The organism is Streptomyces griseus subsp. griseus, from assembly GCF_003610995.1.
In the GTDB taxonomy this organism is placed as follows: domain Bacteria; phylum Actinomycetota; class Actinomycetes; order Streptomycetales; family Streptomycetaceae; genus Streptomyces.
The window spans coordinates 6,075,180-6,094,365 of record NZ_CP032543.1 but is presented as its reverse complement, the minus strand read 5'-3'; the positions used below and the strand labels follow the sequence as shown (position 1 = coordinate 6,094,365).

General features: G+C 72.0%; 20 protein-coding genes. 10 read left to right on the top strand and 10 right to left on the bottom strand.

All coding sequences use genetic code 11. The features are described from left to right. Window positions 1–66 precede the first annotated feature (66 nt). The gene (locus D6270_RS27360; protein ID WP_109163032.1) at window positions 67–600 is read left to right on the top strand and encodes a MarR family winged helix-turn-helix transcriptional regulator; all 534 of its coding nucleotides are present in this window, start codon (window positions 67–69) and stop codon (window positions 598–600) included. Window positions 601–630: 30 nt separating this feature from the next. On the opposite strand, the gene D6270_RS27355 is transcribed toward D6270_RS27360, so the two are convergent. After that, window positions 631–1,098 carry an ATP-binding protein gene (locus tag D6270_RS27355; RefSeq protein WP_109163033.1) on the bottom strand — a complete coding sequence of 156 codons (468 nt, stop codon included), beginning with the start codon at window positions 1,096–1,098 and terminating at the stop codon, window positions 631–633. A gap of 153 nt (window positions 1,099–1,251) precedes the next feature. Here D6270_RS27355 and D6270_RS27350 point away from each other — a divergent pair, with 153 nt between their 5' ends. The 3 genes from D6270_RS27350 (at window position 1,252) to D6270_RS27340 (ending at window position 2,901) form a co-directional block, all read left to right on the top strand. Further along, window positions 1,252–2,130 carry a helix-turn-helix domain-containing protein gene (locus D6270_RS27350; protein WP_109163034.1) on the top strand — a complete coding sequence of 293 codons (879 nt, stop codon included), beginning with the start codon at window positions 1,252–1,254 and terminating at the stop codon, window positions 2,128–2,130. Beyond that, a complete protein-coding gene (locus D6270_RS27345; RefSeq protein ID WP_109163035.1) occupies window positions 2,127–2,372 on the top strand; it encodes a DUF397 domain-containing protein in 246 nt (81 codons plus the stop codon). Before D6270_RS27350 ends, D6270_RS27345 begins: the two co-directional genes overlap by 4 nt. A gap of 64 nt (window positions 2,373–2,436) precedes the next feature. Then, complete coding sequence (locus D6270_RS27340) at window positions 2,437–2,901, top strand: hypothetical protein (protein WP_225976960.1); 465 nt, start codon at window positions 2,437–2,439, stop codon at window positions 2,899–2,901. A 38-nt stretch (window positions 2,902–2,939) separates the two neighbouring features. Here D6270_RS27340 and D6270_RS27335 read toward each other — a convergent pair whose 3' ends face one another. The 5 genes from D6270_RS27335 to D6270_RS27315 form a co-directional block, all read right to left on the bottom strand. Continuing rightward, window positions 2,940–4,373, bottom strand: coding sequence for an extracellular solute-binding protein (locus D6270_RS27335; RefSeq protein WP_109163037.1), 1,434 nt, complete (start codon window positions 4,371–4,373; stop codon window positions 2,940–2,942). Beyond that, a complete protein-coding gene (locus D6270_RS27330; RefSeq protein WP_225976959.1) occupies window positions 4,370–7,072 on the bottom strand; it encodes a substrate-binding domain-containing protein in 2,703 nt (900 codons plus the stop codon). Before D6270_RS27330 ends, D6270_RS27335 begins: the two co-directional genes overlap by 4 nt. Window positions 7,073–7,131: 59 nt before the next feature. Beyond that, the gene (locus D6270_RS27325) at window positions 7,132–7,671 is read right to left on the bottom strand and encodes a hypothetical protein (protein WP_109163039.1); all 540 of its coding nucleotides are present in this window, start codon (window positions 7,669–7,671) and stop codon (window positions 7,132–7,134) included. A gap of 157 nt (window positions 7,672–7,828) precedes the next feature. Then, entirely contained in the window at window positions 7,829–9,214 is a 1,386-nt protein-coding gene (locus D6270_RS27320; protein WP_109163040.1) for a mycothione reductase, read from the bottom strand. A gap of 78 nt (window positions 9,215–9,292) precedes the next feature. Further along, entirely contained in the window at window positions 9,293–10,255 is a 963-nt protein-coding gene (locus tag D6270_RS27315; protein WP_225976958.1) for a DUF3159 domain-containing protein, read from the bottom strand. A 212-nt stretch (window positions 10,256–10,467) separates the two neighbouring features. On the opposite strand from D6270_RS27315, the gene D6270_RS27310 reads away from it, so the two are divergent. Then, on the top strand, window positions 10,468–10,938 hold the full coding sequence (locus tag D6270_RS27310) for a hypothetical protein (RefSeq protein WP_109163041.1): 471 nt from the start codon (window positions 10,468–10,470) through the stop codon (window positions 10,936–10,938). Window positions 10,939–11,026: 88 nt separating this feature from the next. After that, on the top strand, window positions 11,027–11,173 hold the full coding sequence (locus D6270_RS33410) for a hypothetical protein (protein WP_202419099.1): 147 nt from the start codon (window positions 11,027–11,029) through the stop codon (window positions 11,171–11,173). 106 nt (window positions 11,174–11,279) lie between these two features. Here the strand turns inward: D6270_RS33410 and msrB are convergent, their stop codons facing one another. The 4 genes from msrB to D6270_RS27285 form a co-directional block, all read right to left on the bottom strand. Further along, window positions 11,280–11,687 carry a peptide-methionine (R)-S-oxide reductase MsrB gene (gene msrB, locus D6270_RS27300; protein WP_109163042.1) on the bottom strand — a complete coding sequence of 136 codons (408 nt, stop codon included), beginning with the start codon at window positions 11,685–11,687 and terminating at the stop codon, window positions 11,280–11,282. 83 nt (window positions 11,688–11,770) lie between these two features. Continuing rightward, a complete protein-coding gene (gene murC / locus D6270_RS27295; protein ID WP_109163043.1) occupies window positions 11,771–13,171 on the bottom strand; it encodes a UDP-N-acetylmuramate--L-alanine ligase in 1,401 nt (466 codons plus the stop codon). Between the two features lie 71 nt (window positions 13,172–13,242). Beyond that, window positions 13,243–13,695 carry an indole-3-glycerol phosphate synthase gene (locus D6270_RS27290; RefSeq protein WP_202419098.1) on the bottom strand — a complete coding sequence of 151 codons (453 nt, stop codon included), beginning with the start codon at window positions 13,693–13,695 and terminating at the stop codon, window positions 13,243–13,245. Between the two features lie 248 nt (window positions 13,696–13,943). After that, complete coding sequence (locus tag D6270_RS27285; protein ID WP_109163045.1) at window positions 13,944–14,786, bottom strand: pyrimidine reductase family protein; 843 nt, start codon at window positions 14,784–14,786, stop codon at window positions 13,944–13,946. A 37-nt stretch (window positions 14,787–14,823) separates the two neighbouring features. Here D6270_RS27285 and zapE point away from each other — a divergent pair, with 37 nt between their 5' ends. The 4 genes from zapE to D6270_RS27265 all read left to right on the top strand — a co-directional run bounded on the left by zapE (window position 14,824) and on the right by D6270_RS27265 (window position 19,130). Then, complete coding sequence (gene zapE, locus D6270_RS27280) at window positions 14,824–15,918, top strand: cell division protein ZapE (protein WP_109163046.1); 1,095 nt, start codon at window positions 14,824–14,826, stop codon at window positions 15,916–15,918. Between the two features lie 89 nt (window positions 15,919–16,007). Further along, window positions 16,008–16,433 (top strand): OsmC family protein, encoded by a 426-nt coding sequence (locus tag D6270_RS27275; protein WP_109163047.1) that lies wholly within the window; start codon window positions 16,008–16,010, stop codon window positions 16,431–16,433. A gap of 274 nt (window positions 16,434–16,707) precedes the next feature. Beyond that, window positions 16,708–18,111 carry an alkaline phosphatase PhoX gene (locus D6270_RS27270; protein WP_109163048.1) on the top strand — a complete coding sequence of 468 codons (1,404 nt, stop codon included), beginning with the start codon at window positions 16,708–16,710 and terminating at the stop codon, window positions 18,109–18,111. A gap of 284 nt (window positions 18,112–18,395) precedes the next feature. After that, window positions 18,396–19,130: a polysaccharide deacetylase family protein gene (locus D6270_RS27265; RefSeq protein ID WP_225977084.1), complete on the top strand. Its 735-nt coding sequence runs from the start codon at window positions 18,396–18,398 to the stop codon at window positions 19,128–19,130. Window positions 19,131–19,186 lie beyond the last annotated feature (56 nt).

Sequence of the window (19,186 nt, the reverse complement as noted above, 5' to 3'; positions counted from 1 at the left end):
TCCTTCACTTGACGTGAGTTTCATGTCAGCTTCCTGACACACACCACCGTATGTCAGAATCCTGACATGAGCCAACCGGGCGACGGCATCGACCTGACCACATCACTGGGCTACCTCCTGAAGGAGGCTTCGAGTGCCCTGCGCGCCGCCATGGAGGAGGTCCTGCGCCCCCTCGGCATGAGCGTGACGCACTACTCCTGCCTCGAACTGCTGGCCCAGCGTCCGGGCATGTCCAACTCCGAGCTGGCGCGGGGCGCGTTCGTGACCCGCCAGACGATGAACGTGCTGCTCCAGAACCTGGAACGCGAGGGCTACGTGACCCGGCCGACGGAGGCGCGGGTCGGAAAGGCCCTCCCCGCGCAGCTCACGCCCAGCGGGCGGCAGAGCCTGGAGCAGGCGACCGCCGCCGTCCGGTCCGTCGAGATCAGGATGCTGTCCGGCATGACCGAGACCGAGCAGTCCGACGCGTTCCGGTCCCTGAAAAGCATGATCCGCTCCCTGCGCGAGGACGGGAACGCGGGAGAGGACGGGAACGCCGGAGAGCGCGGGAACGCCGGAGACCACAGCGACACCGGAGACGACAGCGACACCGGCGGCTGACGGAGCTGCCGCCGAACAGTCCCGGCCCGCTCAGTACAGCAGGTCCAGCTCCGCGCGGACCGTCTTGCCCGGCGGTCGTTCTCGGTCGAGAACCGCCCAGCGGTCCGCCAGCGCGTCCACGATCAGCATCCCGCGCCCGCTGTCGAGGCCGTCCGCCGGTGCGGTGATCTCCCCCGGCCCCGGCGGCCGGCACTCGCCCCGGGTGTCGGACACCTCGATCCGCAGCACACCGGGGACCTGGCGATCCCCGGGTGCGTGCGTCAGCCGCAGCTCGAAGTCCCGCCCGGGGATGCGTCCATGCGTCGCCGCGTTGGCCGTCAGCTCCCCGATGATCAGGGCTGCCGACTCCGAGGCGTCACTGAGGTACGGGATGCCCCAGGCGTGCAGCCGGTAGAGGCCGACGCGGCGGGCGAGCCGGGCACCGCGCGGATTCGAGCTGAACTGCCGCCTGAACACACGTACGGTTACATCAGGTTGGGTCTTCGCAGGTGCTTCCATGCCCCCAGATTCCGGTCCTGGCGACCTCTCCACCAGGTCAGCGACCCGTACGCTGAGTCAGCGTACGGGCGCAAAGGGTAGACAGTACGAATCACGTTCCGTGAGCATGGACGGGTTGCGGACCAGGACAGGCGCACGGGGAGGTGGCCGTACATGACGCACGGCACGGATGACATCGACAGCACGACGTACGGGACCTTCGGCAACGGCGGCACGAGCCGCACCGAATCCGAACCGCACTACAACCTCAAGATGTTCGGGGAAATCGTCAAGACCTTCCGCAAGCGGGCGCGGCTCACGCAGGAACAGTTCGCACCGCTCGTCGGCTACTCCCTGGAGACCGTCGCCTCCATCGAACAGGGCCGCCGCCTCCCGCCTCCGGACTTCGCGGAACGCGCGGACAGTCTCCTCGACGCGTTCGGGGTGATCCTGGCCGCGGCGAAGCATCTGACGCGGCGGAAGGGGCTGGCGAGTTGGTTCCGGCAGTGGGCGCTGCTGGAGTTGGGGGCGCTGAGTCTGTACACGTACGAGTGCCGGTTGATTCCGGGGCTGTTGCAGACGCCTGAGTACGCGCGAACGCTGTTCACTGACCAGCTGCCGCCACTCGGGGACGAGCAGATCGAGGCACAGCTCGCGGCTCGGCTGGAACGTCAGGAGCTCCTGCGGAACCGGCCCAACACCGCGTTCACCTTCATCCTCGAAGAGCACCTGTTCCTAAGGGAATTGGGCGGCGAGGAGGTCACCAGGGAGTTGATCGACCACATCCTCGACCTGTCCGAGCTGCGCAACGTGGACATCCAGATCATGCCGCTCGTACGGCATCACCACGCGGGGCTGGACGGGCCGATGCGGCTGCTGGAGACCCCGGACCACCGGTGGCTGGGCTACTTGGAGGGACAGGAGCACGGGCAGTTCATCTCCGACCCCAAAGTGGTCAGCGCACTTCAGATGCGGTGTGCCAGTATGCGTTCACAGGCTCTCTCGTTGGACGACTCCAAGAGCCTGATGCGGCGTATGCGAGGAGCGAGATGAGCACCACAGACCTGGCCTGGTTCAAGAGCAGCTACAGCAGCGCTGAAGGCGACTCCTGTGTGGAGGTCGCGCTGGAGTGGCACAAGTCGAGCTACAGCGGCGGCTCCGGCGACGACTGCGTCGAGGTCGCCGCCTGCCCCTCCACCGTCCACGTACGCGACTCGAAGATCGAGGAGAGCCCGCAGCTCGCGCTCGCCCCGACCGCCTGGACGCGCTTCCTCTCGTACGCCGTCCAGGGCTGATCCCTGCGGCTCCCGGACAGGGAAGCATGACACGGGCACGCCGGGGCAGCCGTCATGCATGGGTATGGTCGGGAACCGTCGGTTCGAAGCTGTTCGGCGACGCTGGGCGCGCAGGCGGGGCCGCGCGCGTCTGCTGGATCGTCTGGAGTGGACGGCCTGTCCGCCCTCGGCCGGGACCAGCGAGCACCATCTCCTCCTGGTCCACCACCGCAAAGTGGTCGGTGAGTTCTCCTACCGGCTCTGCGACCGCTGCCCGGCCGGTCAGATGACCACCACACGCGTTCCCCTGTCCCTGTCCGAGGGACGCGTGGTGCGCCGGGCCATGTCGCACCTGCGCTTCCGGCACCCCGACCGGTCCTGGCTGCCCCAGCCCGCCGTCGCCGGGACCGGCACGGCACGGCGTCGGTATCTGGCGGACAGCCGCTTCTGCGAAGGCCACGATTCGGCGGGCTACTCCCTCCCCGCCTCCACCACCTTCGCCTCGGAGCCGTCCTCCAAGGCCGCCGCGCAGGTCACCGCGACGGCGTAGCTCCCGCGCGGTGACGCCACCGCGCCGCCCGGCGGCGGCTAGCGGCCTGCGAACGCCTCCCTCAAGGCTTCGTCCAGTCGCTCCGCCGCGTCATCCAGATCGGGCGATTCGTCCGTCAGGAGCCCGTACACCGCCGATTGCAGGGCCCGGGTGAACGCTCCGTAGTACGGCGTGCGCGGACGCTGCACCGCCTCCTCCAGTGCCAGCCGTACGCTCTCGATGTACTCCGACCGCTCCCGCGCGGACGGCGTGCGGGCGCTGCCCTCCCGTGGCCCCGGGTCCGTGGAGGCCGTGCCGGGCCGCAGCGCCTCGGTGACCGCCTCCCAGCAGGTCGGTGACCCGGTCTTCCCGGAGGTGTAGGACGAAAGACGCGTCGCGGCGAAACCCGCGTCCAGGAGGCAGCGTTCGCTGCGCGGCCCGGTGAGGAAGGCGAGCAGCTTCCGGGCGGCGTCGGATCGGGGGGACGCGGCGGAGACGGCGAGGTTCTGGCCGCCGAGCACCGAGCGGCCGGGCAGCGGGACGGCGGCGTACCGCTCCGGTGCCAGCCGGCTCTGGAGAGCACCGAACGCATAGGGCCAGTTCCGCATGTAGGCCACCCGTCCCTCCGCGAAGTCGTCCAGGGTGGCGTCCTCGTCGGAGGTCAGCGCCCTGGGCCGCAGTGTGCGGTTGTCGTCGACATGCGTGAGGAATTCCTGGAGGCCGTCCTTCAGGGTGTCCGGCGTGGCGGTGTACTCGCCGTCGGCGCTCGCGATCTCCACGTCGGCGGCGGCGAAGGCGTCCATCACATTGACCGTCAGCCCCTCGTAGGGGGCGAGCTGTGTGGTCCAGCCCTTCTCCGGGGCGTCGGCTTCCGGCACCCCGCCGCCGAGCGTGGCGATGGAGTCGTAGAGGTTCTGCCAGGACCAGTCGCCGGCCGGCCGGCGGTTCTCGTTGATGCCGCTCTGCTCGATCAGGTCCTTGCGGTAGTAGAGCAGGCCCACGTCGGTGTTGAAGGGGAGGGCGTAGGTGCGGCCCTTCCACCGGGTGGTGCTCAGTACCTCGGGGATGACGTCGGGGTCCTCGACATCGGAACCAGGCAGGGCCTGGATCAGTCCCGCCTCGGCGAACTCCGGTATCCAGGTGACGTCGAGGTTGACGATGTCGTACGCGGCGCTGCCGGACTGGAGTGCGCCGAGCAACTGGCTGCGTTGCTGGTCGGCGCCGCCGGGCAGCTCGACGATCTGGGCCCGCAGGCCGGGTTCGTCCTCGTGCCGGCGGTTCCACTCCGCGATCAGCTGTTGGCGTACCCCGCCGGAACCTGTCACGTCGAGGCCGCTGGCCACGATGATCGGTCCCGGCCCCGGTGCCGGCCCGCCGGCCGTCGGCGAGGGGCCGTCCGCGCCTTTCCCCGTACAGGCGGCCGACAGGGTGAGCAGCAGGCAGCCCAGCGCGACGCCGTGAGGAAGGCGACGGGCCCGCGTCGCGCCGCTCACCGGGCGTCCCCCGTCCCGGTCCTGGCGACCTCGGCGGTCAACTCGGTGGCCAGGTCGTCCGAGACGTCCAGGCAGCGGCCTCCGGTCGCCTCGGCGAGCCGCTGGTTCAGCTGGTCGGGCGCACAGCCGCCGCCGCGCAGCGAGACCGTGACCACGCGGACCGGCGGTCCCTCGGTCGCGGACTCCTCGAGCGCGAGGACGTCCTCGCGCTGGAGGTCGGCGGAGTCCTCGTCGTCGGTGACGAGCACGAGCAGCCGGGGCACGGGGCCCTGCGGGCCCGACCGGAGCTCGGAGAGTCCGTCGCGCAGGCCGTCCAGGACGCGCGCGTTCTTGTTCACGGCGGGAGCCCGGCCGACCGCCGCCCGGGCCGGGCCCGGTTCGGGGCGTCCGAAGGGGACCAGTTCCGTGTGGTTCGCCGCGCTTCCGGGTGAGAGCCCCCACACCCCGAACGAGTCCTCGGGGCCGATCGGGGCGGTGGACCGTGCCACCAGGTCCTTGGCGCGTCCCGGTCCCGACCAGACCCGGTTGTCCTCCATCGAGGTCGAGTCGTCCAGCAGGTAGAGGACGCGGCCGGGGCCGAGTGCCTGGCGGTAGTCGCGAAGCGTCGCGGTGACCTGTTCCGGCCGTGTCGCCGGGTTCGCGGGCGGCAGGAGAAGGCTCACCGCCCCTTCGTTGGCCTTCGCCTTGAGCGGCGAGGCGGCGGGGGGAAGCGACGGTTTCCCGCTCGGTCCGGTACGGAAGCCGTCGCGCACGAAGACCGTGCGGGCCTCGGGGGCCTTGACCAGCCAGTCGTAGAAGCCCCGCACCGCCCGCTCGCGCGCGGTCGCGTCCCGTTCGGCACCGGCCCAGGTGACGCGCAGGAAGGGAAGGTCGAGTACGGGAACGTCGGTGGGGTAGCGGGCCGTGCGGTGTTCCAGTATGTCGCTGGCGCAGGCGGGTCGTCCCACGGCGTCGGCCTCCCGGTCCGCGGAAGGCAGGTTGAACAGGGCCATGGTCTGCTCGGGGATCAGAACCGCGGCCTCGTCCTCCAGTTCGTTACGAGACCCGTCGGCGAGCCCGCACATCAGATCGCGCGCCGTGGGCTGCGCGGGAAGCCGGTCATCGGCCAGGGCGGCTTCGACGGCGGTGGGGCGGCGGTCGTCGGTCCCGTACAGCGCGGTGGTCGCCAGCAGGGCGCCGTCCCCGTCCTCGGGGTCGGGACGTAACACCTGGTGGTGCTCCGCGCCGCCGTCCCGGGCCCCGGCTACCAGGTCGGCCAGCGGTGCGGGGCGAACGGCGGGGGACGGCTCCCGGCCCGCGCCGGTGGGGACGGCGAGAACCATCGGGGTGTACGCCACGGAGCCCAGCCGTTCGAGCTCCGCGACCGCTCCGGCCGCCTCGCTCTGCCCGGCGAGCACGCGGCGCCAGGTGGCCGATGCGGCCGGGATCCAGACATCGGGCTGAGCTCCGAGATCACGTTGCGGCAGCAGGCAGTCGCCCGAGGGCGGGCACGAGGCGGGCGGGACCTGCCAGAGCGGGGCGGCCTGGAGCGCGTCGACGACATCGGTGGAACTGCCGGTGTACACGCTGACCCCCACGGCCCGGCAGCCGCCGGTACTCCGGCCCAGATAGGAGTCGGCGGCCTTCTGCACGGTGGGCAGGATGTCGGGATCCACCAGCACCCGCAATTCCAGAGGCGGCGCGCAGCCGCGATCCGGACCGCCGCCGAGGCTCAGCAGAACTCCGGCGCCGGCGAAGCAGGCGACCGCGATGGCGGCGCACAGCGCCCGGTAGCGCCGGGACGGCGGAGGCCGCTTCGGCGTCGCGCCGACGGTCCGGGCCGGGTGACCCTCGGCTGCGCTCCCCGTCCCGGACCCGGTCTCGCCCTCCAGGGGACGCGCCGGTGCCGCGGACGCGCCCTCCCCTACGGCGGACGGGAGCGCCGGAGGACCGGTCCCGTGTGCTGTTCCGGCCGGCTCCGACGGCTCGGGCTCCCGCCCGTGCTTCCTGCCGGGGACGGCGAGCAGCACGTCGTCGCCGTGCCGGCGCTCCCCCGGTACCCAGCGGTGATCGTGGACCGCTTTCAGCGGGGCCATCGCCTCGCGGATCTCCCCCACCAGCCGGGTGAAGGTGGCGGGTTTGGAGGCCCATGTCCGTGCGGTGAGCAGGCGGTGGAGTCCGACGGTGAAGTCGGTCCCGGTCGCGGGATCGCCCGGTGGGATCTCCACGCCCTGCTCGGCCGCCATCAGGAGCGCGAAGTTCTGCTGCTCCTCCGGGTGGAAGTCCAGCCGTGCGTTCCCGGCGAAACAGCAGTCGAGAACAACCACCACCCAGTCGGCCCGCGCACGCCGCAGCTCGGCCATGACCTGCTCGCGCCACGAGAGCGCGTCGACGAAGGGGTGGTGCGGATCGGCGATGACCTGTGAGGGGCTGAAGAGCAGGTGCAGATCTGTTCCGTCGGCCCGCACCATGCCGTGCCCGGCGAAGTAGACGATGAGGAGCCCGTCGACCTGTTCGCGGGCGTCCCGTAACGCACGGACCACCTCCAGCGAGTCGACCGTGCCCGGGCCGTTCCCGTTCGGGCCCGGCAGGACGACCAGCTCTCCGGGGGCCATGACGCCCGTGCCTTCGGCGGTCAGCGCCTCCGCCATGAGCCGGAGGCTGCGCGCGACCGCGGGCAGGTCGGCTTCATGGGTGTAGGAGTCGACGCCGATGAGCACCGCGCGATGGGTCTTCGACCGGTTCTGCGGACTACGCGCGTTGTACGGCGGCACAACGCCTAGCCCCGTCCGTCCGCGTCCCGTCCGGTGGTGTTCGGCCCGTCCGTGTCCGGCCCGTCCGCCTCGTCCGCCGGACGCCGCTCCGCCTCCCCGGAGCCGGGTTCGTCCCCGGCACCGGGCCCCGTCGCGGTGTCCCGTCGGAGCGTGGGGTCGCCGTCCCCGTCGCCGTCGTCCGCGTCGAGCGTGACCCGGGGAAGCTCTTCGGAGTTCGCGAGCCTGCGCCGGTTGCGGTGCCAGGCGAGGACCGCCCGCCAGACGTTCTCGATCACCGACCGGGCCACCTCGGCGGTGACGACGAGCAGGATGTCCTGCACCAACTCGCCGCCCATGGAGGGGCTCTGCCGGCGCGAGTCCACCAGCCTCAGGTCGAGCCCGCCCCCGTCCCGGGCCTCCGTCAGGATCGGAGCGTCCTCCAGCCACTGGTGCAGCGCCGCGAGGTCCTCCCGCCGCCGGTGCGTACCGCTGACCTCGACCCGGAACACGAGCTGCTCGCCCGAAGCCCCCTGCTCCCCCGCCGCCGCTTCGCTGCCGTCCGCCACGAAACCCGCCCCCTCCCGCCGCGAAACATCCGCTCGCGCCTGTAACTCACAAGTATTTCACGGGGATTGCGCCCGGGCATGGGTTCGGTGCCAGATCCACGCCCGTCCGCGTGCACAGCGTTCCGGTGCCCCGGGAACAGCCCCGGGCCCCGCCACGTCACGTCCCGGCGCCCTCCAGGTCCAGGTCCTTCAGCGCGTTCTCCACGACCTCGGTGAGCGCCGGGTGGATCCACAGGGGCTGCTGGGCCAGCTCCCGTACGGTCATGCCGGTGGCCAGCGCGATGACCAGGGGCTGTACCAGGGTGGCCGCCTGCGGGCCGAGGATGTGTCCGCCCAACAGGCGGCCGGTGCGCCGGTCGGCCAGCACCTTGCAGAAGCCTTCGGTCTCCTCCAGCGCCCAGCCGTAGGCGACGTCCGCGTACCGGTGGACCGCCACCGTGAAGTCGCCGCCCTGCTCTCGGGCCTCCTGCTCGGTGAGCCCGACCTGGGCGATCTGCGGGTGGGTGAAGACGGCCGACGGCACGGCGTCGTAAGCCATGGTGCGCGGATCGTCGGGGTGGAGGAGGTTGTGGGCGACGATCTCCGCCTCACGGTTGGCGACGTGTTTGAGCGGGACCTGGGTGGAGATGTCGCCGAGGGCCCAGACCCCGTCGGCGGTCGTCCTCAGGTGCTCGTCGACGGTGATCCGTCCGTCGTCACCGGTCTCGATGCCCGCGGCGGCCGCCTCCAGCCGATCGCTGTTGGGCCGGCGCCCCACCGCGACCAGCAAGGTGTCGGCGGCCAGTTCGGTGCCGTCGTCCAGCGTGATGCGCAGGTCGCCGGGGCGGCCGGAGACGTCGGTCAGCTCACGTCCGAGCCGCAGGTCCCACCGGTCGCGCACGGCCTCGGTGAAGGTGCGGGAGACCAGCTCGTCCTGCTGCTGTGCCAGCAGCCGGTCCGCCTGCTCGATGACGGTGACCCGGCTGCCGAGGGAGTGGAAGACGTGGGCGAGCTCGGCGGCGATGTATCCGCCCCCGAGCACGACGAGCCGCCGCGGCACCTCGTCCAGGCGCATGACCGTGTCGGACGTCTCGTACGGCAGTCCGGACTCGGCGACCGGCGGCGGGACGACGGGCCGGCCGCCCGCGGCGACCACGATCCGCTCCGCCTCGATCTCGACCGGCCCGTCATCGGTCTCCACCATGAGCCGACGCGGGCCCGTGAAGCGGGCCGTGCCCCGGTACACGGTGATGTGCTCGGAGTCGCGACGGCCCTTCTCGCCCTCCTCGGCCGCCGCGTCGAGCCGGCCGAAGACCCGGGTGCGGATGTCCCGCCAGCGGACACCCCGCAGTTCGGCGTCGATGTCGTGGCGTCCGGACTCCCGGACGGTGTCCACCACTTCGGCGGTGGCGGCGAGCATCTTGCTCGGGATGCAGCCCGCGTTCAGACAGGTACCGCCGAAGGGTCCGGCGGAGACCAGGGCGATGTCGAGGTCGGCGAAGCGGTCGTCGATGAGTGCGTTGCCGGTACCGGCGCCCAGAACGATCAGGTCATGTCGTCGCATAGCGGGAAGGTAACCGCTTTGGCCGGACGTACACCTGCCGCGCGCGGCAGGTGTACGCAGCGTGCCTCTCCCCCGGTCCTAGGGCTGCCGCGTGGTGGGCTCGGCGGCCTCGGAGGACCGGCGCGAGGCGGCGCGAGCGGCCCAGGCGACGGCCAGCACGCCCACGGCCAGCAGCGGATACCCCATGAGGATCTTCGCGGTGCCCAGCGAACCGACCTCGTCGGCCTGGTACAGGTACTGCTGGACGACGAAGCGGGCGGCGAAGATGACCGCGAGCACGATCGTCGCGGCGCCGAAGTACCGGCGCGCACGCCGGTCGTCCCGCCAGGTCGACTTCTTGCCCCTCATCGAGAACCACAGCACGCCGGCCAGCGGGCGGCCCGCGAGGACGGAGATGCCGAAGACCAGGGCGAGAGCGAGGTTCGACCAGATCCCGATGAGGAAGTAGTCCTTGGCCGACCCGGTCCACCAGGAGATACCGGCGGCGACGGCCACCCCGAAGACCCCGCCGACGGCGGGCACGACCGACTCCTTGCGGATCAGCCGTTCGGCGGCGATCACCACCGCGAGGGCGAGAGCGGCGATGATCGCCGTCGTGAGTCCGCCGATGGCGTTGCCGATGACGAAGGCGAGGACCGGCAGAGCGGAGTAGATCACGCCACGGACTCCGCCCGCCTGTTCCAGGGCCGACGGCCGCTGTCCCGGGGCGTGTCCGGGCTGTCCCGGCAGCCCGGTCCCCGCCTCGGCCGGGCCCTGGGGATCGATCGCGGACCGCCTCTCGGCGGGGTCCGGTACCGGCCGCCCGTCGTCCAGCGGTTGCTGCGTCTGGTTGATCGCCACGGTGACCTTCTTTCGGACGTGGGACGTGGTGAGGACCCGCCCGTCGGGCGACGTGGGAGGGACGGCGGTGATGCCCGCCGCACCCGGCCCGTTGCCGTAGGGCGCTCTGGGCCACCTGCTGTCCCGGAATCCGGGCACCATGTCGAAAAGACCGGACCAGGTCGGCGACTCGTCCGTCAGCTGCCCGGTCAGGCGCGGCAACGCTCCGGATTGCCGCCGCCCGGGCCCGGGTCGGGCCCGTTCCGGACGGCCGGGCGGGCGGGACGCGCACCACCCGGCCCCGTGGGCTCCGGAGCCCACGGCCGGACGCCGGGCCGCCCGGCCCTCGTACCGGTACCGGACAGGTACGGTAACGAGGTACCGATGTCACTCGTGGGCCTCCTGGCGGGCTGCGTGAACCCAGGAGGAGCCGCATGACGACCAACCGTGGACGCAAGGACGTCATCCGTGACCGGATGGCCGCCACCGGCGAGTCGTACAACGTCGCCGCCCGCAACCTCAAGGCCATGAAGGACACCGCCGCCACCCGCGACGCCGTCCTCGTGCAGCGCTGGACGCCCGCCGACTCCCTCGGCGTGCCCTGCCCGTGCGGCGGGACCTGCGAGCCCGGTGAGACCTGTGACCACTGCCACGCCCGCCACCGCCATGTGAAGCGCTACCCGGGCTCCACCACCGAGGTCGAGACCTGGGCCGACCGCTACGAGTGCACCGGCTGCTCCTCCTCGTACACCCTGACCATCCACCTGGCCGGGCGGCCCTGGGGCGTCGCGGAGACGGTCGTGCAGGGCGGGTCGGGCGAGGAGGTCGTGCAGGCGACCGTCTTCCCCGGGGTCATCCACCCGCTGCTGCGGTCCGAGGCGGCCAAGGACCCCGGCCAGGAGTGAGGTGCCCCTCGGTGAAGACGCGGTCACCGAGGGCGTGCGGCTGGGCGATTACGGGGTAGGCGGGAGGCAGGCCCCGCGAGGAGGAATCATGTCCCGTCTGCTCGATCGCATCACCCGCTTCACCCGCAGCCCCCAGGGGCGGCGGACCATCGATTCGGCCCGGCGCGCCGCGGCCGACCCCCGTAAGCGCGCCCAGGCCCGCAGCCTCTTCGGACGGCTTCGCGGACGCCGGTGACCCCGGCCGCTCCGGTCCACGGCCGGAGTGGTGCCGGTAGGAGAACGCGAAGATGCCCGCACAGGTCCCCCTGTGCGGGCATCTTCGCGTTCCGTCCGCGTGCGGCTCAGCTCTCGTCCGGCGCCAGGGTCAGCGAGATCGAGTTGATGCAGTAGCGCTGGTCCGTCGGGGTCGGATAGCCCTCGCCCTCGAAGACATGGCCCAGGTGCGAGCCGCAGCGGGCGCAGCGCACCTCGGTACGGACCATGCCGTGGGTGCGGTCCTCGATCAGCTCGACCGCGTCGGTGTCCTTCGGGTCGTAGAAGGACGGCCAGCCGCAGTGCGACTCGAACTTGGTGTCGGAGCGGAACAGCTCCGCCCCGCAGGCGCGGCAGGAGTAGACGCCCGCCGTCCTGGTGTCGGTGTACTCCCCACGGAAGGCGGGCTCGGTGCCGGCCTGGCGCAGGACCTGGTACTCGGCGGGGGACAGCTCCGCCCGCCACTGCTCGTCCGGCTTCTCGACGTCGTACGGCACGGCTCGCTCCCTCGGTTCGACGGGTCGTCGTTCGATCGGTCGTCGTTCGACGACCGGTTGCCGTTCGATCGGTGGTCGCTCGACTACCGGTCGTTCGACAGGTGGTCCAGGATGCGCGGGCCGAGGTCGGTGACATCGCCCGCTCCCATGGTGAGAACGAGATCGCCCGGCTTCGCCATTCCCGCGACGGCGGCGGGCACGTCCCCCTGGTCGTGGACGGCGGTGACCTCGGCGCCCGCCGCCTTCGCCGCGTCGATGATCAGGGCGCTGGTGATGCCCGGGATCGGGTCCTCGCGGGCCGGGTAGATGTCCAGGACCACGGAGGCGTCGGCCAGCGCGAGGGCCTGGCCCATCTCGGTGCCCAGCTCCTGCGTACGGGAGAACAGGTGCGGCTGGAAGACGACCAGGATGCGGGCGTCGGCGGCGGCGCCGCGCATGGCCTCCAGGTCGGCGGTCATCTCGGTGGGGTGGTGCGCGTACGAGTCGATGACCTGCACACCCGCCGCCTCGCCCTTGAGCTGGAGGCGGCGCTTGACCCCGGTGTAGCTGCCGAGCGCCGAGGCGAGGTTGTGCGCCGGGATACCGAGGGCGACCCCGGCGGCGAGGGCGGCGACCGCGTTGTGGGCGTAGTGGGCGCCGGGGACCGAGACGGTGAACGTGAGGAACCTACCGTTCAGCAGGACCGTGACCTCGCTGGTCAGGCCGCGCGGGGTGACCTTGTGCACGCGTACGTCGGCGTCCTCGGCGGAGCCGTATGTGACGACCTTGAGGTCGGCGAGGTCGCGCACCCGGCGGGTCAGCTCCACCGCGCCGGGCTGGTCGGCGGAGATGACCAGGGTGCCGCCGGGGACGACCTTGCCGACGAAGGTCTCGAAGGAGTCGTAGATCTCGTCCATCGAGGCGTAGTTCGCGTGGTGGTCCAGCTCCACGTTGAGGACGATCGCGACCTCGGGGTCGTACTTCTGGAAGCTGCGGTCGCTCTCGTCCGCCTCCGCGACGAAGATGTCGCCTTCGCCGTGCGTGGCGTTGGTGCCGGGGCCCTCCAGGTCGCCGCCGATGGCGTACGAGGGGGCCAGGCTCAGCGAGGAGAGGGCGACGGCGAGCATGGAGGTGGTGGTGGTCTTGCCGTGGGTGCCGGCCACCGCGATGGCGCGCAGGCCGTTCATCAGGGAGGCGAGCGCGTCGGAGCGGTGGACCACCGGGGCGGCCAGCTCGTTCGCCCGGAGCAGCTCCGGGTTGTCGGCGCGGATGGCACTGGAGACGACCACACAGGACGCGTCGTCGGCCAGGTGCCGGGCGTCGTGCCCGATGTGCACGGTCGCCCCCAGCGCCCGCAGCGACTCGGCGGTGGCGGACTCCTTGGCGTCGCTGCCCGCCACCTTCGCCCCGCGCTGGGCGAGGATCTTCGCGATGCCCGACATTCCGGCGCCGCCGATGCCGATGAAGTGCGGTCGTTCCATGGCGGCGGGAATGCCGGGTGCCATCTGTGATCCTCCGTGCTCGTGGTCGTGGTGGCGCGGTCCCGGCTTGCCTCCGGCGGCCGCGCGGCTTCAGCCTATTCGCTGTGCGCGAAGAGCTTGAGCACCGGGACGCCGACCTTGTGCCGGGCGCGGGAGGCCCAGTCGCGGTGGAAGAACTCCTCCACGTAGTGGGGGGCGGTCAGGACGATGACCTCGTCCGCACCCGCGTCGCCGACGACGGCCTTCAGCTTGTCCAGGGGGTGGTCCTCGATCACCTGTCCGACCGCTTCGGCACCTGCCTCGCGCAGCGCCCGTAGCGAGTATTCGAGGCCGATCTCGGCCGGTTCGCGGGCCTCCTTGCCCTCCGGTTCCTCTCCCTCGCGGACGGCTTCCTTGAGCTCCCCCATCGCCACGTCGTCGATCGCGCGCAGCAGGACATCGGCCTGGTCTCCGCGCGGCTGCAACAGAACGACGAACGAGATCCGCTCCTCGCCGTGGAGGGTGGTGACGAAGTCCACGTCCTCGGGAGTGAGCGGCTTCTCGATCATCAAAACGCTTGTGAACACGACAGGCGCCCTTCCGCTTCTGCGTCTCGCCGACAGCCGGCTCGGCCGTCGGCGGTCGTTTGCTGAAACCATCCTTCCCCGTGCTTCCACGGGGACTGCAGAGGTAAGTGTGCCCAGCCGAAGCTAACCGGAACGGGTAATTCCGCTAAGTGTCCCCACACTGGTGACACCGCGTCTACGTCGCCCTGCGCCGGGGAATCACCGGCTCCGCGCTCCGGCGCCCGCCGGGCTCACCGCCGGTAGCGGCCGAAGAGGAACCCGTCCTCCTCCAGCAGCGATGCCAAGGTGAAACGTTCCGGCACGGCGACCCCGGGGCCCCCGGCGATCCGCTGCGCGTCCCCGGCCGTGAGCATCGGGGAGAGCGTCAGGCAGAGCTCGTCCAGCGCCCCCGCCGCCACGAACTGGCCCAGCAGCCGGGGCCCGCCCTCGGTCAGCTGCCGCCGCAGCCCCCGGTCCGCCAGCTCCCGCACCGCGCGCGCCGGGTCCACCCGGGTGGCATCGCCCGCGATCACCACCTCCGCGCCCGCCTCCCGGGCCGCCGCGATCCGGTCGGCCGGAGCCCCGGCCGCGGTCACCACGAGGGTCGGGACCAGCGGCTCGGTGAAGAGCGGCAGCGAGAAGTCCAGGTCCAGCGAACCGCTGACCACCGCGATGGCCGGCGCCGCGCCCTGCCCGGCCGCCGCCCGCCGCGCCGCGAAGGCCTCCCGGGCGCGAGCCGGACGGTACCCCTCCTGGCGTACGGTCTCGGCCCCGGCGATCACGACATCGGCCAAGGCCCGCAGGGTGCCGAAGATCCGCATGTCGACGGCGCAGGAGATGGGCTGCGAGCGGCCGTCGTGCTGGGCGGCGCCGTCCAGGGTGGAGACCATGTTGGCGCGCAGCCAGGAGTTGCCGGGGCCCTCGACGGGGAGGTCGGTGGGGTAGGCGTACGCCTCGGCCAGCTCGTCGAAGCTCCACTCGCGGTCGGCGCGGCCCGGGTGGCCGGGGAGCGGCCCGGACGGTTCGGAGGCGGTCGGCGGAGCTGGGGCGGTGGCCGCTGTTGTCAGGTCCGTCACAGGGAACAGGCTTCGCATGGGTTGCAGTCTGGCACGGGCCTTAGGGTGGAGAGTTGTGTCGTCCTCCACCGCGTTTCCGGGGCAGAGCCCCCTTGCCGAAACGGCCCCGCTGTCCCTGTGCGCCCGCGAGCCGCGCGTCCCCGCCGACCGTCTGGTCGCCGAGATGGTGCCGCCGCCGCGCTTCGATTCGGTGCGCTTCGACACCTACGTACCCGACCCGAACCAGCCCAGCCAGAGCGAGGCCGTGACCGTGCTGTCCGGCTTCGCCGCCGGGCTCGGCGGGTCGCACGCGACGGGTTCCGGGCGCCGGAAGTGGTTCGGGAGCAAGAAGCCCGCCGCGCCGGCCGGTCCGCGCGGGGTGTATCTCGACGGCGGCTACGGCGTCGGCAAGACCCACCTGCTCGCCTCCCTCTGGCACGCCACGCCCGCCGAGCCGCCGCTGAAGGCGTTCGGTACGTTCGTGGAGCTGACCAACCTGGTGGGCGCACTGGGGTTCCAGCAGACCGTGCAGACGCTGAGCGGCCACCGGCTGCTCTGCATCGACGAGTTCGAGCTGGACGACCCGGGCGACACCGTCCTGGTCTCGTCGCTGCTCAGCCGGCTGGTGGAGCACGGGGTGGCGCTCGCCGCGACCTCGAACACGCTGCCGGGCAAGCTCGGCGAGGGCCGGTTCGCCGCCGCCGACTTCCTGCGCGAGATCCAGGGCCTGTCCGCGCACTTCCGCCCGCTGCGCATCGACGGTGAGGACTACCGGCACCGCGGACTGCCCGAGGCCCCGCCGCCGTACAGCGACGAGCAGGTGACCCGCGCCGCGTACGCCACAGCGGGCGCGTCCCTGGACGACTTCCCGGGGCTGCTCGAACACCTGGCGAAGGTGCACCCGAGCCGGTACGGGGCACTGACCGACGAGCTCGGTGCGGTCTGCCTGACCGGGGTGACGGCCGTGCCCGACCAGTCGACCGCGCTCCGGCTGGTGGTGCTGGCCGACCGGCTGTACGACCGCGAGGTGCCGGTGCTCGCCTCCGGGGTGCCGTTCGATCAGCTGTTCAGCGACGAGATGCTGAACGGCGGGTACCGGAAGAAATACTTCCGGGCCATCTCGCGGCTGACCGCCCTGGCGCGTGACGCGAAGGGTCTGGTGGCGCAGTAGGTTCAGGGGGTGGCACCGGGTGCCCGTTCGGCGGCGTACCCGTAACTCCACTTCCGTACAACCGCGTACACCGTTTGAAGGGATCCAGCATGGCTACCACGCGTCAGGCGCACACGGTCTGGGAAGGCAACCTGATCGAGGGCAAGGGTGTCGTCACCTTCGACTCCTCCGGCATCGGTGACTACCCCGTCTCCTGGCCGGCCCGCTCGGAGGCGGCGAACGGCAAGACCAGCCCGGAGGAGCTGATCGCGGCCGCGCACTCCAGCTGCTTCTCGATGGCGCTCTCGCACGGCCTCGCCGGGGCCGGCACGCCGCCCGCCAAGCTGGAGACGAAGGCCGACGTCACCTTCCAGCCCGGCACCGGCATCACCGGCATCCACATCACCGTCGTCGGCGACGTCCCCGGTCTCGACGAGGCGGGCTTCGTGAAGGCGGCCGAGGACGCCAAGGCGAACTGCCCGGTCAGCCAGGCGCTGTCGGGTACGTCCATCACGCTGTCGGCCTCGCTGGCCTGACGGGTCCCGATGGCCGGGCCTGAGGCCTGACCCGCCGCGCGGCCGGCCAGAGCCCAGAGCGGCGACCGGCCCCCTGGCGGCCTCCCCAGGAGCCATCCGGGCACTCCGGCGGCCGGCACCGGACCGACCGGCAGCGCGGCGGCCCGGCGGCCCGGCTCGGTGGGCCGTCCCAGCAGCAACACGAGGCGCGGGGGCGCGTATGGTTCCCCCGCGCCTCTGTGCGTGCTACACACATGCGGGTCACGTCACCTGTCCGCCAACAGGGAGTTGCCTCATGTCATCCGAGACCCGGAACACAGCGACCGCAGCGACCGACCCCCGGCACACCACGACACGACGACAGGTCCTGGCCGGCAGCGGCGCGGCGGCCGCGATCGCCTTCACCGGGGCCTTCTCCGAACTCTTCGCGGGTACGGCCGCCGCCCGCGGGCACAGCGGCTACGGCCCCCTCGTCCCCGACCCGGACGGCCTGCTCGACCTCCCGAGGGGCTTCCGCTACCGGGTGCTGTCCCGGGAGGGTGACCCGCTGCTCTCCGGCGAGGGCAAGGTGCCCAGCAACCACGACGGCATGGCCGCGTTCCCCGGCCGCCACGGCCGCGTCCACCTCGTCCGCAACCACGAGAACCGGGTCACGGCGAAGATCGGCGTCCCGACGGTCGACGGGCTGACCTACGACCCGGCTGCCAAGGGCGGCTGTACGTCCCTGGAGCTGGACGGCCGGAACAAGGTACTCGGCGAGCGGGTCGCCATCGCCGGTACGGCGGTGAACTGCGCGGGCGGGCCCACCCCCTGGCGCACCTGGCTGACCTGCGAGGAGACCGAGGACAAGGCCGGGACCAACGGGTACACCAAGGACCACGGCTTCATCTTCGAGGTGGACGGCGCCGACCCGCGCCGCACCGGGGCGGTCCCGCTGACCGCGATGGGCCGCTTCCAGCACGAGGCGATCGCGGTCGACCCGAAGACCGGGATCGTGTACGAGACGGAGGACGCGTTCGACAGGCCGTTCGGCCTCTTCTACCGCTTCCTCCCCGCCAAGCCGCTCGGCGGCACCGGTTCGCTGCGGGCGGGCGGGGCGCTGGAGGCGATGCGGGTGCCGGGGCTGCCGGACCTCTCCGTGGTCCAGGAGACCGGGGCGAGCTTCGACCGGGTGGAGTGGGTACCCGTACCGGACCCGCTGGCGGCCGAGACCCCGATCCGGCTCCAGGACTTCGGCCCCAAGGGCATCACGCACGCCCAGAAGCTGGAGGGCTGCTACTGGGGCGGCTCGTGCGTCTACTTCGTCTCCAGCTTCGCCCGCAGCGACGAGGGCTCGGCGGCCGACCACTTCGGGCAGATCTGGCGGTACGAGCCGAAGAAGCGCCGGCTGACCCTGGTCGTGGTCTTCGGCCCGGACACCGACATCCAGCTCCCCGGCGAGTCCCCGGACAACATCTGCCTGGCGGCCGACGGCGGGCTGATGGTCTGCGAGGACGGCGGCGGCGCGCAGCACGTGCTGGGGGTGACGCGGCGGGGCGAGGTGTACGCGATGGCGCGCGGGCGGCAGAACATCGGGACGCCCGAGGAGCCGGAGTGGGGCGAGTTCGCGGGGGTCACCTTCTCGCCGGACGGCGCGACGATGTACGTGAACTGCTACACGCCGGGGACGACGTTCGCGGTGACGGGGCCGTGGCGCTGAGAGCCGCACCGTCGGCACCGCACCACTGACGCCGCACCGGAGTGCCGCTATAACCATATAAGCGGGATGTCGGATATTTTCCGTGAGTGATCACTACTGCACGGAAGTGGAAGACAACTGCCCTGACGGTCGCGGCGGTGCTGCTCGGCGGTGTGCTGGCCGGGTGCGGGGACACCACCCCCGCACCCACCGCCCTCGCCCCCTCCTCCCCCGCTCCGTCCTCCCCCACGACCCCCGCCCCCTCCGCCGCCACCACCTCTCCCGCCCCGAAGAAGCCACCCACCATGGCCCCCGGCCCGGCGGGGCGCACCCCGGTCTTCGAGCGGCGGCCGGCGGGCGGGGCTGCGGCGGCCGGAGGCGGGGGTACGGCGGGAGGGGCCGCGGCGGAGAAGGTCGTCGCGCTCACGTTCGACGCCGACATGACGGCCGATCAGGGCCCCCGGGCGGCGGCGGGCGAGCGCTTCGACAACCCGGAGCTGATCGCCCTGCTGCGGCGGCTGAAGGTGCCCTCGACCGTGTTCATGACCGGGCGGTGGGCGGAGGAGTACCCGGCGCAGGCGAAGGGCATCGGAACGGACGACCTGTTCGAGGTCGCCAACCACTCGTACAGCCACCACGCCTTCACCGCCGACTGCTACGGCCTGCCGGTGGTCGCGAAGGAGTCGATGGCCCGCGACGTGGAGCGGGCCTTCTCCGCCTTCCGCGAGGCCGGTGTACGGAACGTGGTGCCGTACTTCCGTTTCCCCGGCGGCTGCTACGACGACGCGGCGCTGGGCGCGCTGGCCCCGGCGAACGTGACGGCGGTGCAGTGGGACGTGGTGAGCGGCGACGCGTTCGCGACGGACGCGGGGGCGGTGGCCGAACAGGTGCTGGACGGGGTGCGGCCGGGGTCGCTGGTGGTACTGCACTGCACGCGCAGCGCGGCGCCGGTCACGGCGGAGGCGATCAGCAGAATCGTTCCGGAGCTGCGGAAGCGGGGTTACCGGTTCGTGAAGGTGTCGGAGCTGATGGAGGGCTGACGGGTCGGTTGTGGCGGCTCCACAGCCGTCGGACAGGGGCCGGCCGGAGTGCCCGC

Bases quoted from the DNA above. Each gene is read 5' to 3' on its own strand.
- D6270_RS27270 (WP_109163048.1), top strand. From the start codon at position 16,708: ATGTCATCCGAGACCCGGAACACAGCGACCGCAGCGACCGACCCCCGG.
- D6270_RS27265 (WP_225977084.1), top strand. From the start codon at position 18,396: ATGGCCCCCGGCCCGGCGGGGCGCACCCCGGTCTTCGAGCGGCGGCCG.
- D6270_RS27275 (WP_109163047.1), top strand. From the start codon at position 16,008: ATGGCTACCACGCGTCAGGCGCACACGGTCTGGGAAGGCAACCTGATC.
- D6270_RS33410 (WP_202419099.1), top strand. From the start codon at position 11,027: ATGTCCCGTCTGCTCGATCGCATCACCCGCTTCACCCGCAGCCCCCAG.
- D6270_RS27285 (WP_109163045.1), bottom strand. From the start codon at position 14,786: ATGCGAAGCCTGTTCCCTGTGACGGACCTGACAACAGCGGCCACCGCC.
- D6270_RS27350 (WP_109163034.1), top strand. From the start codon at position 1,252: ATGACGCACGGCACGGATGACATCGACAGCACGACGTACGGGACCTTC.
- murC (WP_109163043.1), bottom strand. From the start codon at position 13,171: ATGGCACCCGGCATTCCCGCCGCCATGGAACGACCGCACTTCATCGGC.
- D6270_RS27340 (WP_225976960.1), top strand. From the start codon at position 2,437: ATGGTCGGGAACCGTCGGTTCGAAGCTGTTCGGCGACGCTGGGCGCGC.
- D6270_RS27345 (WP_109163035.1), top strand. From the start codon at position 2,127: ATGAGCACCACAGACCTGGCCTGGTTCAAGAGCAGCTACAGCAGCGCT.
- D6270_RS27290 (WP_202419098.1), bottom strand. From the start codon at position 13,695: ATGATCGAGAAGCCGCTCACTCCCGAGGACGTGGACTTCGTCACCACC.
- D6270_RS27355 (WP_109163033.1), bottom strand. From the start codon at position 1,098: ATGGAAGCACCTGCGAAGACCCAACCTGATGTAACCGTACGTGTGTTC.
- D6270_RS27320 (WP_109163040.1), bottom strand. From the start codon at position 9,214: ATGCGACGACATGACCTGATCGTTCTGGGCGCCGGTACCGGCAACGCA.
- D6270_RS27310 (WP_109163041.1), top strand. From the start codon at position 10,468: ATGACGACCAACCGTGGACGCAAGGACGTCATCCGTGACCGGATGGCC.
- D6270_RS27360 (WP_109163032.1), top strand. From the start codon at position 67: ATGAGCCAACCGGGCGACGGCATCGACCTGACCACATCACTGGGCTAC.